This window comes from Runella limosa DSM 17973 (genome assembly GCF_000482465.1).
In the GTDB taxonomy this organism is placed as follows: Bacteria; Bacteroidota; Bacteroidia; order Cytophagales; family Spirosomataceae; genus Runella; species Runella limosa.
In genome coordinates, this window is sequence record NZ_AXVJ01000075.1 from 1 (window position 1) to 15,712 (window position 15,712).

12 protein-coding genes and 1 pseudogene are annotated in these 15,712 nt (G+C 34.8%); 6 read left to right on the plus strand and 7 right to left on the minus strand.

What is annotated here, in order from left to right; all coding sequences use genetic code 11:
* Positions 1 to 334: hypothetical protein (locus tag K339_RS37695; RefSeq protein WP_211243790.1), on the plus strand; the 334-nt coding region annotated here is incomplete at its 5' end.
* A gap of 79 nt (positions 335 to 413) precedes the next feature.
* On the opposite strand, the gene K339_RS0109265 is transcribed toward K339_RS37695, so the two are convergent.
* The 6 genes from K339_RS0109265 to K339_RS0109290 are packed head-to-tail and all read right to left on the minus strand — an operon-like array spanning position 414 to position 11,255.
* Positions 414 to 2,906, minus strand: coding sequence for a tubulin-like doman-containing protein (locus K339_RS0109265; RefSeq protein ID WP_028523350.1), 2,493 nt, complete (start codon positions 2,904 to 2,906; stop codon positions 414 to 416).
* Positions 2,907 to 2,950: 44 nt separating this feature from the next.
* A complete protein-coding gene (locus tag K339_RS0109270; RefSeq protein ID WP_028523351.1) occupies positions 2,951 to 4,123 on the minus strand; it encodes a hypothetical protein in 1,173 nt (390 codons plus the stop codon).
* Between the two features lie 9 nt (positions 4,124 to 4,132).
* Positions 4,133 to 5,428, minus strand: coding sequence for a hypothetical protein (locus tag K339_RS0109275; protein ID WP_028523352.1), 1,296 nt, complete (start codon positions 5,426 to 5,428; stop codon positions 4,133 to 4,135).
* A gap of 27 nt (positions 5,429 to 5,455) precedes the next feature.
* Positions 5,456 to 6,943 carry a carboxypeptidase-like regulatory domain-containing protein gene (locus tag K339_RS0109280; RefSeq protein ID WP_028523353.1) on the minus strand — a complete coding sequence of 496 codons (1,488 nt, stop codon included), beginning with the start codon at positions 6,941 to 6,943 and terminating at the stop codon, positions 5,456 to 5,458.
* Between the two features lie 8 nt (positions 6,944 to 6,951).
* On the minus strand, positions 6,952 to 8,403 hold the full coding sequence (locus K339_RS0109285; protein ID WP_028523354.1) for a coiled-coil domain-containing protein: 1,452 nt from the start codon (positions 8,401 to 8,403) through the stop codon (positions 6,952 to 6,954).
* 14 nt (positions 8,404 to 8,417) lie between these two features.
* Positions 8,418 to 11,255: a TonB-dependent receptor gene (locus K339_RS0109290; RefSeq protein WP_169731835.1), complete on the minus strand. Its 2,838-nt coding sequence runs from the start codon at positions 11,253 to 11,255 to the stop codon at positions 8,418 to 8,420.
* 750 nt (positions 11,256 to 12,005) lie between these two features.
* Here K339_RS0109290 and K339_RS33115 point away from each other — a divergent pair.
* The 5 genes from K339_RS33115 (at position 12,006) to K339_RS0109310 (ending at position 15,354) form a co-directional block, all read left to right on the plus strand.
* The gene (locus K339_RS33115; protein ID WP_064750960.1) at positions 12,006 to 12,218 is read left to right on the plus strand and encodes a transposase; all 213 of its coding nucleotides are present in this window, start codon (positions 12,006 to 12,008) and stop codon (positions 12,216 to 12,218) included.
* Positions 12,219 to 12,360: 142 nt separating this feature from the next.
* On the plus strand, positions 12,361 to 12,615 hold the full coding sequence (locus K339_RS0109300) for an IS3 family transposase (RefSeq protein ID WP_028523356.1): 255 nt from the start codon (positions 12,361 to 12,363) through the stop codon (positions 12,613 to 12,615).
* A 56-nt stretch (positions 12,616 to 12,671) separates the two neighbouring features.
* A complete protein-coding gene (locus tag K339_RS38100) occupies positions 12,672 to 12,944 on the plus strand; it encodes a DDE-type integrase/transposase/recombinase (RefSeq protein ID WP_374754615.1) in 273 nt (90 codons plus the stop codon).
* Positions 12,945 to 12,974: 30 nt separating this feature from the next.
* Positions 12,975 to 13,229, plus strand: coding sequence for an integrase core domain-containing protein (locus K339_RS38105; RefSeq protein ID WP_028523357.1), 255 nt, complete (start codon positions 12,975 to 12,977; stop codon positions 13,227 to 13,229).
* Positions 13,230 to 13,509: 280 nt separating this feature from the next.
* Positions 13,510 to 15,354, plus strand: a complete 1,845-nt coding sequence (locus tag K339_RS0109310; protein ID WP_157607539.1) for a hypothetical protein — start codon at positions 13,510 to 13,512, stop codon at positions 15,352 to 15,354.
* A 94-nt stretch (positions 15,355 to 15,448) separates the two neighbouring features.
* On the opposite strand, the pseudogene K339_RS37700 reads toward K339_RS0109310, so the two are convergent.
* Positions 15,449 to 15,712, minus strand: a pseudogene (locus K339_RS37700) (hypothetical protein); the annotation flags it as partial.

Consider the following 15,712-nt stretch of genomic DNA (forward strand, 5'->3'; position numbering starts at 1 on the left):
TTCCACCATGACGAGTTGGTTAAGCTCTCCATTTGATTTGGTGATGGCTGCGCTGCCGAATTTTAAAACTAAGATGGGTTTTGACATGATACTCGTAATCTTTGCGGCAAAGGTACAAAGGGCACGGGTTTACCCAAATTTCAATGGGGGAGGAATGGCTACTTTTCTTTCTTCACAATCGTCAACTCATCCTTTACTTTTCCTTCTACATCAAGAAAACGATAGCTTAGTTTATTGTTGTCAATGTGAATGTGCTGATAGGCAGGGCCACTTTGAAAACGAGCGGCTGCGTACTCTTCTTCAGGCCAGTTTTTGTGTTGGCTCGGAATGCTGATTGAAATCTATAAATGGTGCATTGAGCGGGTGAAGCAACGGTCTTTTCGACAAAAAATAGAATAGATGGGACAATATTCTCAAAAGTATGCTGTCCTATCTTTCATATTCTTTTCATTTGTTTCTTCGTTGTTAGCATTGCCATTTTCATATATTTTCTTCCATATTGCAATATGTGCTAAATCATTTAATGGCTTAAAATTTGCAAATTGTCTGAATAAAAATAAAGAATTTTGCAGGCTTCTTATTTCATATTTATGCTCCATTGTATTTGGAAATGGATTATTGTTATCTATTTCGTACAGGCTTCCTAATACCTTACCCGTTTCTAAATTATTCGTACCTAAGGCGAAAGCCAATCTTGCGAGTGGTCCCGTATTTACAAGCTCCTGATTGTCAATTAGTTCATCAATATGAAGTATCGGACCTTCCACTTTGTTTCGAATGATTGTTAAAGTACCTAGATTTTTAGCCAAATCATCTGTTACAGGATAATTCTGAATTGAATTAGCGTTTTTGAGTTTAGCTCGGTATGCGGCTATTATATGACCATAAATTATAGAACTTTTTCGATTATCACCGCTCAAATACTCTAAAATGTTACTTTCAGCTATATTACCCGCTAAATCAGCAAATGAATATTTTTGATTTGGTTGACTCTCATAACGCTTGATTGCATCTTTAACAGCTTCTTTAAATGGAATACTTTTTTGACCCTCTGCACTTAAAGGTGTATTTGATGGGATTTTATGTCTATAAACTTTCTCATAAGGAATGGTCGCATCTGTCACACTATTCTTTATTTTTAACTTTGAAAATACAAAACTAATATCTTGATTATTTTCATAGGTTTCATTCACTAATGGCTTCAGTTTAGCTTCAATTTGCAAATAAAGACCAACGTAAGGTAGCCCTATTTTTTCATCGACATTTAAAATTTGCTCGACTTGTTCAGATCTTATATAATTTCCTATTTTCAATAAACTTGCATGTAAAAAATGTTTTTTCATTAATTCAAAAATACTTTTCAACTGCTCAAATTTTCTACTACGTGTTGCCTTAAAATCAAAATTTTCTACTTCTCCATTTAACACATTTACCCACTCTCCTAATTCTGAACCAATACCGTACTGACTTTTCCAAAATCTATGAATATTCTCAAGAGCGGCAGCAGACTTTTCAAGTGAAATTTTTACGAGACTAATGCTCTCTGTGTCGCTGAAAATTTCTAAATTGGCCTTATATATTTCTTTCATAAGCGTGTTTTCTGCGTACCTAATGCCTACACTTGCTTGTCTGTAAAAATTATTTTCAATATTAGGAGAAAACATTTCTTTAAGAAAATCAATACCTAATTTTTCTTCTTCAATTTTTTTCATTTTTTTTTCAAGTTCTATTATCAAATTTTGACTCGAATCAGTGTCAAAAGTTACCAAAGTCTTTTCAACTATATTTTTAATTCTTTTGGTCTCGATACCATTGATAATGACCTCGTTTATTGGTTCAAATTTTTGGCTTAACTTACTAAAAAATTTAGAGGGATTGATCCAACGCTCAATAAGGTTTACCCCCAACTCAATAGCTGTGTAAGATTCTATGTCATCTTTAGGAAAATGGGCACCTGCCAAACTAAATGTACCATATGAACCTAAGGTGTCATTCTCAGCATCTACAAACTTTTCATTCCATTTGGTCATAAATCCTATTCTCTTCAAGTATAAGTATAGTCCAGCCGTTTTATAGAGACCATCTAATGTAGATATAGAAAAATTTCTCTGCTTATACGATTGTGATATAAACTGAATAAACTTGAAAGGGCATTGCGTAGCAATAGGACTATTGAGTCCATCAGGCCATTTCTCATGATAGATTGGCTCTTTTTTGTCATTACCATCAAATTTACTTAATGCTTTCAAAGCCCCATAAGCATTACCATAAGACATATTGAAAATGGTATGTCCATCTATTTTGGGAGGTAGCATAAAGAGTCCAAAAATATTCTTATACCCCATTTGACGTACCATCATTGCAATATCAATAAACATCCCAGAACCCGTTCCACCTGTTAATGACCCGACAATATAGATTATTGGGTCCATCCCGTTTTTAATATCATCAATAGTCCCACCTTCATTTGCAATTTTTTCGTTAATTTTTTCAGCATTTTTCTCGGCATCTTTAATGGCACTCTTGATATCGTTATAGACCCGCAAAAAATTCCCCCATAAAATAAGCCTCCCAATAACAGGTTTTCCACCTGCTCCTGAAACAAGCTCATGATTCGCCATTTTTGTAAGTTCTTTGGGTATCCATCCTGTTCCGATACCTTTTTCAAGTAATTGCTGGGCAGTATGTGAAGGATGAGTTAGCCCAATTTTAATCGGAATAGTATTAATCTCATTTCCGAAAGACTCATAATTTTGTCCAAGATTAGTTTCAATAAATATATTTTTAACTTCTGAGATACTCGGACGTTCTCCTTCTGTGGTATTGTAATAGTAAAAGCGTTGGGCTTCTTCAATGGTTCTAAGTCCACTCGTCCCAATTCCAATGAAAATGATAGGTCTGGCCATGAGTATTAATATTTTGTTTTAATCAGTTAAGATGTTTTGGAAATTTAGTAGCCACTACCATGACTTTCATTACCGTAGTAACCTGTATCACTGGGTTTTTCAGGGTTCCCAGATGTCTTGTTCGGCTTGTCACTTTTTTTATTGAACATGGCCAACAATGGTTTCATTCTGTCTTTACCAAAATAGATAATAGCTCCAAGTAAGAGGAGAGCTATAAGCCACATCATTGAGTTTGAGCCCTTGACAGTTATGTACGCAGTAGAGGAAGTTTCGCCGTTACTTACTATAACGTTATAATCTCCTGCACCAAGGCTTTTAAGTGACACATTGGTCGTATCGGTTGGACCTATTGACCTAAGGCTTGAATCTACCTCTGCGCCTTCTATTCCTGTTATAATAACCCTATATGTAGTAACAGTATCACAAGTACACTCCCAACTCAAACGACTTTTGGATTTATCAATCTCAATGCGATTATCCTTAGTACTTGTTTTTGTAAAAATTATTTCCGCATTTGGGCATATGGGTTCTGGAATAACTCCACTGTCACGTTTTTTTGTGGAATCCAAGACAACATGTCGCACTTCAATTCCAAAATCATTACTTTTAGAATTTGTAAGTTTAATCATCCCTATTATTTTATTTTCAAGAGTCTTATAGTTGTTTAATACATCTTTTTCAATCGTGGCAGAACTATTGGTGTTATCTTTCATATGTCCAACAATCAAAAGCCAATAACTACTGAAACCATTCTTTTTTGCTAAAGAAGCGGCTCTTGCAATTGCTAAATTACGATAGCTATATTCATCTGTAAATCTTGACAAATCTGGATATTTTTTTGAAATAGCATCAATGAAAAAATCTATTTTTGAACTTGCGTACTCATCTGCAGCTACTCCGCTGCTAACAACTTTATCAGTGGCCAAATCTCCAAATGGTATGACCATTAGTTTTTGTTTTTCATCAATCCAAGTTGTTTTAAGTAAACTTTGCTTGGGTTTTGGAGTGAACCGATAAGCAGTATTAAGCTTACCTTGTGAGATGAGGGTGTTCAAAGTTGTCGGGAATATTTCATGTGGGTTAGGGACTTTTGTAAGTACAGTCTTTGAGACCTCTGTTAAAATGATTATGTTATCGGGTCTGTTCTGTGATATTCCTTTCACCGAAAACAATGTCCATATCAACATTATTTCCCATTTTAATGTGGTATTTTTCATAAGATAAATTTAATTTTGATTAGCGGAAACTTTTAAATCTGCCAAATTGACTCTGATGACTCCAAAAACTATGACAATATGAAGGATTGAAATAAGCATAACCCAAAATACCAATCTATCATCTAACTCATAGGGGCTCAGTACAGTATTGAGGGCATTAATATAGTTAGACTGCTCAAAGCCGTTCTTGATATTATAATTACCATAGCATTCTCTCATTACTGCTTTAAATCCACCATTTATATTGACATCAATAGGATTTTGTGCCTGTAAATCAATCATATAAACGTTGTTACCATAAATGCTATTGAACCCATACTGTGGAGAACAGAAGGTAGCATCATACCAAGCTTTGCTAAATTCATCTCCGTCAGTTATAATCAACATGACTCTATTTACATAGTTAGAAGAGTCCACGGTTGATAAATACTCTTTTGTTTTTATGTAGTTATGCCATATTGCTTGATTCAAACCATAACCTTTGTTAGCTTCAGCAGTCAATGATTTAACAAACTCACTTGCTTGTGCCGGGTCATCACAGAATTTGGTTTCTGCATCAATATTCTTATTACTAATCTTGGTTATACCTGCCAATTCGGAGAATGACGCATGTGGACTTTGTGGGCTTGGTCTGCTATTGCCAAAACTTGTGATGAAAATATCAGTATAACTGCCACTCAATCGGTTCATGGTTTCTGTAATGGCATCTTTACCTACAGCTAAGGCACTTCCCATGCTTCCAGAGTCATCTACGACAATAGAAATTAGGGTCATAGGGCGTTTAAGCGAAAACAAAAAGGTAATTGCACCTATAAATAAGATGAATACCAAACGCTTCGATTTATCAAAGGCATTTTTTGCTTTTTTAGAAAAATCATCGTGATCTTCTTCCGAAGTTGGTTGCTCAACAATGTACCGCAATAATGAGGGTGTATAATATCTCCTTAATTTCAAAAACCAAAAGATACTATACCCTCCACATGCTATTAGCACAAGAAGATGAGTTGATTCGAGGTGTCTATGTCCATATTCTCCATTTGACCAATACCAACCGATAACGAGCAATGTTATTGCCATAGTTATATACCCTGCGTATATATGAGCTCGATGTACATAGAACTCTTCTTTTATAATCTTGCCTTCAGCATTTCTATTGTTTCTTTTCACCACAAAATGATTCAGTAAAAATCCTATTGCATAGCTAATCAATAAACTTCCCAATACCCAGAGGGTGGTTTCTGTTCCACTTGGAATATTGCGAGTATAAAAATTAAACCCGCTCCAGTAGTAGTCTAAACTTTTCATAGTGGTTTTGATTAAGGATTGTAAAATTTATTTTTTTTGTTTTGATTTTATTTTTAACAAAAAGCCACCTACTGTGCTATCGGGAGGAGTATTAACCCATTTATTATTCTTCACTTCAATGGTTTGTGAAATTTTTTTTTCTCTATTTTTATCCAAAATAGCAATTTCAATGTTTTGAATTACATTTAAGGAGTCTGGTTTAAATGAGACTAAGAAACTGTTTAAGGGTGGCAAATCAAATGAATGCTGTGTTGGGCTTTTCAACGTTTCTTCATCCACTAAAATTTTTTTATCTAAAACATCGTCAATAAGGATTTGTATTGTGGGTTTATAATTACTGAGTAACCCTTTTTCTTTTACGTTATTATAGATCACCTTTTGAATTTCGTAATAACTTGGCAACTCGTTGTAAGTCCAGTTTTGTGTACCAACAATGTGCACATACTTACCCAAAATATGCCTCCTATCAAAACGCTCGTCTCCATTTGACTTATTTGACTTCTCTGAACGCTTAATAGTTTTTGTTGAAACTTCTCTTTGTCTATTATCCTTGGGTTTTTGAGTATTTCTTATAAAATCGCCTTGTACTGGTACTATTTGTAGAGTGTCAATAGGACTGTTGCCAAACAAATACACCGTGAATTCTCGAAAATTGTCTGCGCTTTGTTTTTTATTGAACACAGGGCGAAAAATATATGTAGTATCCTCTCTATTACGCTGTATTGAGAACGCCACCTCTGTTTTTTCAGTAATACTATCTGTAAAATATGTCGGTTGTTGATTTTCAAAGGCTTTAAGATATGTTCTTAATACCCAATTTTTGTTTATTGGGTAACAGCTTGTATCCAATTGTTTTTTTATGCGGATTTGAATTTGGCTATTACTTATCCATTTAGCCTCAGCTTTTTCTATTTTTTGTTTGTATGATGATAAACCTGACGAATTTTTAATGTTGGATTCAATTTCTTTAATTTTATCATCCGTAATTAAAATAAATTGCTCATGTTCTTTCCATTCTTTCTCCTCTTTTTCAATAAAACGTTGAAACTTCTCAATTTCATTTTTCAATCTGTTTAGTTGAAAAATCATAGGTTTATGACACGAACTTCCTCCAAATTCTAAATCTATGTTCTTTTTGAAGTTATCTAATAAAAGGAGGCGGTTTTTGTATCTCGAATTAAATAATCTCGTACTACTCAATCGAATGGTATCAGGGGTGTAAGCTCCAACTCTTAGCTCAATGGTATCTGCTCGAAACGCTTTTTTCTCTAAAAAAACCCGATATTTGCCGTCATTAAGCACAGGATACAAAAAAATACCATTCTGATTCGTTTCTAATTGAATTATCTTTCCGTTTTGTATAACCGTGACACAAACCGAAGAAATAGGTCTCTTTGTTTCGTCACTCACAACAACACTATACTTGTTCTGTTGCGATTGGGTTATCTTTTGCTGTGCTTGTGTTATTAAAGTTAGACAAATTCCAAAAAAAATAATAATGGTTGTTGGTTTCATCTTGTTGATTATTTTTTTGATTTATAACTAATAACAAATTGTTTTTTAGTCATATTTTTGAGTACTCCATCAACATTCCTTGTCTCATTAAAAAGTCCAATATTATCTCTTTTTCCAAGACCTGTCATAAAATTCAATACTTTACCTCCACAACGACACTTGATTTTTGCCGACACTTCTTTATACTTGTCAGTACCTGCACTTACACCTTCTAACTCGAATATATTATCACCTTCAGCTAATGTAATATTAGTGTTGGTTGACCTATTTTTTAGTGTTAGATTTTGAAATATAGGGTCATTTCCAAGCCAATTTAAGTTGATAATATCATTATCTTCTTCAGCAGCATCCCATATTTCTAATGAAATATTTTGACAATCGGTCTCTAATCTTCCAACAATATTAGGGGATTTGGCTATTATGGGAGGGGAACAAAGTGTACTTTTCACTCGTAAATCTCCCGTTAAATTACCAGACTTGACTTCCTTAACCTTGATAACAAAGCCGTTGTTAGAGTTTAATAATTTTGTATCATCTGCATAAGGTATAAAATTTAACAGGATAGGCTCGTCAAATGCTTTCATCGGATACATCACTTCTACAAACATACCTTCAAAACCATCACTATATCTGACTGGAATATCCTTACTATTTCTGATAGCCAACAGACTGATTTGAAATTTATACTTTCTTGGTTCAGTCTCAGTATCAATAGAATAGTCTGGATTAGATAGCCTGATACTAAATGTTAGACTTGTTTTGTCAATGAAACCTTGACATGCAAAGTCAGATACTCTGATAGTGTTTCCAACCATTTTGTCAATTCTATCGTTTAATTTTTTAATTGTAGCGTCTTTTTCATCATTTAATCTGGTAGCAAAATCTAGCTCTTCTTTGGTGATTTGTAAATCTCCTTCAAGTTTTTTTATTATTGCACCACCTCTGGAAATAGCCTCCTCCAATTTTTTCAATTCAATCTCCAAAGAATCTATATTTTTTTGCTTTTTTACATCTTCACTTATACGTTTTTTAATTTCATCTTTAGCCTTAACAAGCGCTTGAGTAGTTGTCTTTAATCTTCTCAATATTTCGGTATTAGAAGCAGAAGACTGTTGTTTTTGAGATAATTCGAGGATTTGTGAGGAAACACATCCACCGTAATTAAACTCAATATTATTGAAACCACTTTTTTCTGGAAAAGAAACTACACAACTATAATTTGGGTACAACTCAATTGTAACAGGAGTTTCACCCAAAATATTAGTAGGCCCACAAGGAATGGTTTTTACCTCTTTTGTGGTATTTGGGACATAAAACTTCAAAGTGAATTCTTGGTTTGCGATAGGTGTATTAGGCAAGTTCTTCATAACCAGCTTAATTGTCGTATTACATTTCTTCTGTGCCATACCTATATTAGCCAAAGCTAACATGAATAATATACATTGAATAAAAGTTTTCATGTGTGTAGTGATTGTTAGTTATTAAAAACACAATTTAATTTGATAAAGGCAAATCTACCATTTGCCCCAAACTGCGTAGCAGCTCTACTGTATATGATACGGCCATTGCTGGTATTGTCTAATGCCCCTGTATAGTCTGTATAATTTTTTGGATTATTTCTTGGGTTAATGTATTGTTTATCAGGGTAAATATCAAAAACGTTACTTGCTCCAATTACGAGTTTTATGTTTTTATCAAAACTGTACGAAATGGCAACATCAGACACAAATTTGGGGGCAAATACCTGATTGCTTTCTCTGGTTACATCTATCTCTCCATAGGCTACTTCCCCAAATCGAATAGTCTGCCAGTTAAACCTTAGCTTTTCTTCTTCATCCTCGTTCAGCACTTTCAATTCAATGCCTCCCATAATTTTACTTCTTGGTACAAAACTTTCAATCCGAACTCTTTCTTGATTGCTAAACAATAAGTTTTCAAGTGCCGAATTTTGGCTAATTATGTCAGAGGTTTGGATGTTGTCTCCTACTGTTATTCTGTTCAAGTTGGCTATTGAGGTAAATCCCACCTTGAAGAATTGCCACCAATTGGGTTCGTATTTTATTGAGAAATCCAAACCAGTGTTATTTGTCCTAATTGCATTTGTAAAAAATTGAATGCTATTGATAGTTACATCATTGACAATTCTTCTTACCTCTGGCTGTGATGTTGGAAAAACACCAGAGAAAATAATGCGGTCTTTAACTACAGTCCAGTATCCATCAACCGAAAATGTAAGATTGTTAATCGCACCCACAGCACCAAGGGTATAATTTTGGGCTATTTCAGGTTTTAGATCATTTAATCCAAACCCATTGATAATTCTGTCATTGGCGGCACTACCTCTATCATAGTTGACAGTTAAGACTCGAAGAAGTTCTCCACCAATGTTCTGAGTACTTTCGCTGTTAAACCAATTTTGTTGTAGAGAAGGCGCACGAAAACCCGTTGAAAAACTACCCCGTATATTTAAAAGTCTGTCATCTCGTTTTATTAGAAAGTTTCTTAGTGCTACTTTGTAAGATAAATTCTTTCCAAAATCTGAATAATTTTCTCGTCTAATGGCTACTTGCAAAAGCATTTTCCTATCTTTCAAAAATCCATATTCGCCATCGATGTAGAGAGCCCAGTTATTTCTATTGCGAACCAATACGTTTTTAAAACCTGGAAAACCCTGTACTCCTGGCGTTTTATTTCCTTGATAAGCAGGATTGTCAGGAAACTGACGAGACCAAGATTTTTCTTCCCCAGCTTGAATGCCATACTGCTCAAATCTATGCTCTCCGCCTGCTGAAATTTGTAAACTTGAATTCGCCTCGTCAAGTACATCCCAAGATAGGTCCATGTTGGAGGTATGTTGTCTAAAATTTATTCCACCTGCATCAAAACTTTTTTGAATATCATTCGTGATAGAAGCATTGGTACTATTCTCAATTAAAAAATTGAATCTATTATAACCAATTGTATGGCTTATATCGTAGGTGAATTTCGAATTTACTCCACCTTTAAATCCGATAATTGTAGATATGTCCAGTATTCTGGAATTTATTTCAGGTAAAAAACCATTTGCAAATACATCTGGATTGTTTTGTGATGTCTGGCGCGGGAGGCGATAAAATGCTGTTGCATTGCCCCACTTCTGGCTGGATTGAACACTATAGTAAATGTTACTACTATTTCCAACTCCAATATTTCCATTCGCCATCAAAGAGATAACTCTCATCCCAGCAATCCCCACACGTGTATTTCTACGATCTAATCCATTGGCAAAAGCACGAACCGAATCTTCTTTTTGCAACAAAAAGAAACGTTGTAGAAAGCTGTCATCTGTTTCGTTGGAAAACTTTGTAGGTTCACTTGAATAAAGTAATGGCCGAGTGTCCATTCCAGAACGATCAGTAGGATTGCGATTTGAAAGCATGAGTGCCAAGTTGAGAAATTTTCTATCCCCAAAATCTTTACTGACACCTAAGTTTAGGGTCCTAACCTCACCATCTGTGATTCTCTGCTTGTCATTATTTTGAAACGTCAGATTGGCATTTGTTAGAAAACTTCCTCCTTGTCCGGTAACCTTCCAAATCCAGTTACTGCCTTCACCTTCATTTTTCTCATCGTACAAAACGATATTTATCACACCCGCAATCGCATCTGAGCCATACTGTGAAGCGGCTCCATCGCGTAGTATTTCGATTCTTTTGATTGAGTGTAATGGTATGACATTCAAATCAGTGGATACGCTCCCTCTTCCAAAAGTATTGTTTATATTGATTAGTGACGATGTATGCCTTCTCTTCCCGTTAATTAAAATCAGCACTTGGTCAGGCCCCAACCCTCTCAAAGAAATAGGATCAACGTGGTCAGTCCCGTCAGCAATGACTTGTCTGTTTGAGTTGAAATACATCAATTGAGAATTGAGTATTTGAGACAATTCAGTATGAGGTGAAGCCTGTATCTGTTCACTTGTAATTACATCAACGGGTATAGGGGTAGAGGCATTATCCTTTCCTGTAGTGCGTGAACCGACATTGACATCTTTAATGAAGTCAAATACTGCTTTTTTTAATACTACATCTAAACTCCTATTGCTTGTTTTAAGATCAACTTTAATAATTTTGGAATCAAAACCGAAAGCTTTGATTAGATATTCTCTTATAGTGGCAGGCTGATTGTTCAAAATGACTCTGCCAGACCTATCGTTTTCAGCATTTTTTGATTCCCCCTCCTCAGTAATAACAGTAGCATTTGGTACAGGAAGTCCAGATTCATCAGTTACCTTGATGGTTAATGTTCTTTTTGTTTGAGCAAATAGATTCATACTTATCCCCCAAAACAGCAAAAGTATACAGTGCCTCATCATGTTTAGTTGAAAAAGTGAAAAAGTATCTTTTTTGAATAACTTGATACAATATTTCAGCTAATATTTTTCTTTTCTACGGTCGTTTTCCTTTTTTCCTTTCAAAGAAAAAATGTAATTTGGGTAACCCTCTGTTCCACATTTCCCTCCCTATTGTCTAAAACAAAGTACCTAAAACAATTTTATAATTATTTATATATAAAATATGATTTTTAAAATATAATTCATATTTTTAATGCCCAAAAAATAGTATATCTCGCTTTTTAATTTGCTGGAAGTGCAATAGATGGAATATCGTTAGGCAACACATTAAACCCTATGACCAAAAAATTGTTGCATAACGACAGTTTGCAATGTTTTCCTTTAAGTATTTCTTTTTAAAAATTTCTTTTTCTTTTTCTTTTCTTTTTTTTCATTTAGTTAAAAAAAGAAACATCATGACATTGTCTGGTTTTTCCGCACACAAACCTCTCTTAAATTTGTGTTATGCAGAAGAACAAAGCAAGTGCCATCAAACGTCGTAACGAGGTCGCCCATGCGATAAGATGAATCTTTCAAAAATGAAGTGCTAAAAATGACTGAACATCAAACTGTTCGAGAGGTCTCAGAACGAATGGGAATTATAATCGGTGTGTCCACTTCTTCCCCGCCACCATACAATGGAGTGATCCAATTAAGACGGACACTTGAAATGCGTAATTTTACAGAGTTATGGCAAATCAAGCAAACCGTAAGAAGGGTCGCAAGTACGACCAGACCTTCAAACAGCAAGTGTTGCAAAAGGTACGCAACGGAGCAAGCGTTCCATCTGTTGCTTTGGAATTAGGTATCAGCGAAGGTATTATCTATGCTTGGAAGCAAAAAAACGAACAACAAGACGATAGCCGATTGGCTACACTTGAACGGGAAAATGCTCAATTATGACAGCAATTGAAGCAGATGGAAATGGAGCGGGACATGTTAAAAAAATCAGACCGCCGCGCGGCCACGGCGATTTTTGCCAAGTCGGGGTAGTTGATAAGTATGAATTTGTAAAAAAAAGCGAATCAATTACCCGACTACCACAATGTGTACAGTACTGAATATCAGCAAGAGTAGCTATTACGAGTACATCAAGGGCCAAACTCACAATCAGGCAACTGAAAGTGGATTGAACGATGAATTACGCAGGGTGTTTCAGGCCAATAAACGACGTTACGACTCAAGACGATTAAAAGCAGAAATGCAGGAAATGCGCTATAAAATAGGCCGTCATGGTGTCCGTAAGTTGGCTCAAAGAACAAGGCTTAAAGGCCATACAGCCAAAGAGTTTCGTGCCTAAGACAACGCAAAGCAAGCACGGTTTAGTAGCTTGTCCAAATTTTATAGGTATTGGTTTTGAGGCGGTTAAGCCTAATCAAGTATGGGTATCGGACATTACGGCACGGGCCACCCCGCTATATTTCTTTAAAGCATGGTAAATGGGCATATTTGGCAGCTTGGACAGACCTTTTTACACGCAAAATTGTGGGCTGGGCGATTGATACCTCTATGACTCAAGAGCTAATTATTATAGCTTTGAGTATTGGGATCAAACGATATAAACCTTCATCTGGGCTAATTTTACATTCTGATAGAGGAGGGCAATATTTTGGCTTAAAATTCAAGTAAATTATTGATAAACAACAGTTTAAGCAAAGCATGGCTGGCATAAAATCTGTCTATGAGAACGCCCATGCTGAATCTGTATGGGCAACTATCAAACGTGAATTAGTGGAAAAAGGAACTTTTGATTCCTTAGAAGATGTCAAGACTGAACTATTTGATTATATTGAAGTCTATTATAATCGACAACGTAGGCACTCGGCTTTGAATTATCAGAGTCCTGAAACATTTGAACAAATATACCATCAAAACCAATTAATAAACTTACAAAGTAAAGTGTCCGTCAAATGAGGACCACCCCAATCCACTCTATTTACTAACTGATAAAAATACTCAATCTTGAAATTTTACCATAGTACAAACCTAAAGGGCGACCCTGTATAATCGTAAAAGAAGGCATTCCGGTATTGTCTATGACATACCTAATTTATATGAAGAAAAATGCAAAAAATGATATATATTTACATTATACATAAATCTCTTCCCGACGACAGGTTTAAAAAACGCCCTTCGTCTTGAAAAAGTTTTAATCCCTTAAAGAATAATCCGTGCGAATAAATTAGCATACCTCATGACTTCCAACATTGTACTCTCTGAAAGACTGATTCGTAAAGCATGGTTTCTGATACTTCGTCATTTTAAAGAAAATCCATCATATTTTCGGGATACGTGTAAAGATATGGGTATATCTCGCTCCGAAAAGAAATTAAGTGAGGGAATTGAGATTTTAGAAACTTCAAAATTCGAGCTTGATTTCAATGATGAAGTGGAAGGAATATGGCATAAGAATAATGACATTAAAATAAGTTTTGTTACAAAAATCCTTCATGGATATGAAGCGGACATATGCGCTGTAATTAATAATCAGATACTTGATGGTAGGGTACGTACAAATAAAAAAATACTAAAAGGGGGAATTGCTCAAACTATCTTTAATATTTCAGCCACTAATTGGCAAAAAAAAACAAATAGCAATCAAATTGTATTTAATAAAAATTTAGGCAAAGAAGTAAATCCTAAAAAAATATTAAGCCTATATGAATATGTAAAAAAAATAATAGTAAACTATCCTCGAGAATATAATTATTTAATCGATGAAATTAGCTTCCTCCAATTAGAGTTAGAAAAAGAGTTATTATCTAAAAATAAGTGGGGTGAATTTAAAAATGGTAGTGCAGGTACGCAAAATCACTATAAAGTTTGGTCTAAGACAAATAATTTTCCTAAACAGTTACTTAACACGAAGTGGTTGAGATATGAAAGAAGAGACTCTGTTAGTATAGACCCAAACAGTATTATGTCATCAAGAGGGTTTTCAGTTGGTTGTATCGAACTTATCGGAGGCAGCAAAAAGTTTTCCGTTAGAGAAACGATTGTGAGCTTAGATACTAACAATATTGAAACAACCAATATTTTAGATGGCGTTTGCAGATTTGAATCTAATACAAACTATCTTTTCATCGAAATGAATAGGATAGACCAAGAAGAAGCAAATAAATTAGGGGTGACCTCTATCTATATACTGAACATCCATAGGATGGATATTCAAAATCAAGAGGTAATTGTTGGGTATCATATTTTCTATTCATTAATTAAGCATAAATATCTTGTAAAAACAACACTATTAATAAAGTTTAAAGATGAACTAGATTTACTATTTATACCTAAAATTATAAATAAAACAGATTCTGAATATAAAAAAATCCCTATCTTGATTAGGAGGTTTTTTGCTGAGCGTTCGATGAATCGATTAACTATTCCAAGTACAGCAATTAGTCATTTAGAAAAAATTAGCGATAATTCTGGAACCCTTCAAGATTTTTTAGCGAGGCAGGGTAAAATATATGATGATATTATATTGAGTGGATTTACGGGCAATTTTAATTTGTTCTACTATTTTAAAAAAAACCACCCAATAAATGATGATAAAAAATATTTGAGTGGAATTCGGCAAGACAGAGTTATTATTGAATATGATGATGAACTTTGCGAATTAAGAGGGGAATTTCTTCATAAAGAAAAGGAAGTTTACCGAGGCAAAGGATTTCGAAAAAATAGAACAATTCAATTTTTACTTGAGCAAAAAAAATCAACAAACCCTTTAGGAGAGAAATTCTTTCATACGAGCGATAACAATAGAAAATCTGTTTTCTTTTCGTTTCCTGTTCCTCATTATGATGATTATTTTTTTAAAGATGAAATAGAAAATAACCTATCCTTTGAAGGAGTGCTATCTGGGATTGAGGATGAAAGTGGGCTACCACTAAGTTTCTCCGCATTGTTGGTCAGAGAGTGTGTAGAAATTGATTTGAGTAATCCAAACAATCTCATGACGGCAAAATTACTTACTCATTTTAAGAAACTATCTGCAACCTATCTTGCTACAGATAGTTTCTTCAATCATTTTTCATCCTAAAACCGATTAGCGTATCCTGTGTACAAGTAGAGTATGAGTAAAGGAGGTGTCGCTTACTTCTGATGAGAAAACTTAAATGAGGGTCTGGTTTGTCTTACCTGTTTTCTGGTACAACCATTTTGTAGTAGATACTTTGATTTTGCTTTTCAAAAGAATTCGGGGTCAAATAATTGATGGACTTATGAGGTCGCTCAAAATTATATGCGTAATACGATACGGCCTGCCACCAAACCCAGCGATTACGCGCCGAGAAGCTATTAAATACCGTCCCCGTTTCCTCACGAATCGCACAAAGAATGCCATCGGGCACGTTCATTCCAAAAATAATGGTACGAATGCCCATACGCGTCGCGAGTTT

Bases quoted from the DNA above. Each gene is read 5' to 3' on its own strand.
- K339_RS38105 (WP_028523357.1), top strand. From the start codon at position 12,975: ATGGCTGGCATAAAATCTGTCTATGAGAACGCCCATGCTGAATCTGTA.
- K339_RS0109275 (WP_028523352.1), bottom strand. From the start codon at position 5,428: ATGAAAAGTTTAGACTACTACTGGAGCGGGTTTAATTTTTATACTCGC.
- K339_RS0109270 (WP_028523351.1), bottom strand. From the start codon at position 4,123: ATGAAAAATACCACATTAAAATGGGAAATAATGTTGATATGGACATTG.
- K339_RS0109290 (WP_169731835.1), bottom strand. From the start codon at position 11,255: ATGAATCTATTTGCTCAAACAAAAAGAACATTAACCATCAAGGTAACT.
- K339_RS33115 (WP_064750960.1), top strand. From the start codon at position 12,006: ATGGCAAATCAAGCAAACCGTAAGAAGGGTCGCAAGTACGACCAGACC.
- K339_RS0109300 (WP_028523356.1), top strand. From the start codon at position 12,361: ATGTGTACAGTACTGAATATCAGCAAGAGTAGCTATTACGAGTACATC.
- K339_RS0109285 (WP_028523354.1), bottom strand. From the start codon at position 8,403: ATGAAAACTTTTATTCAATGTATATTATTCATGTTAGCTTTGGCTAAT.
- K339_RS0109280 (WP_028523353.1), bottom strand. From the start codon at position 6,943: ATGAAACCAACAACCATTATTATTTTTTTTGGAATTTGTCTAACTTTA.
- K339_RS0109310 (WP_157607539.1), top strand. From the start codon at position 13,510: ATGACTTCCAACATTGTACTCTCTGAAAGACTGATTCGTAAAGCATGG.
- K339_RS0109265 (WP_028523350.1), bottom strand. From the start codon at position 2,906: ATGGCCAGACCTATCATTTTCATTGGAATTGGGACGAGTGGACTTAGA.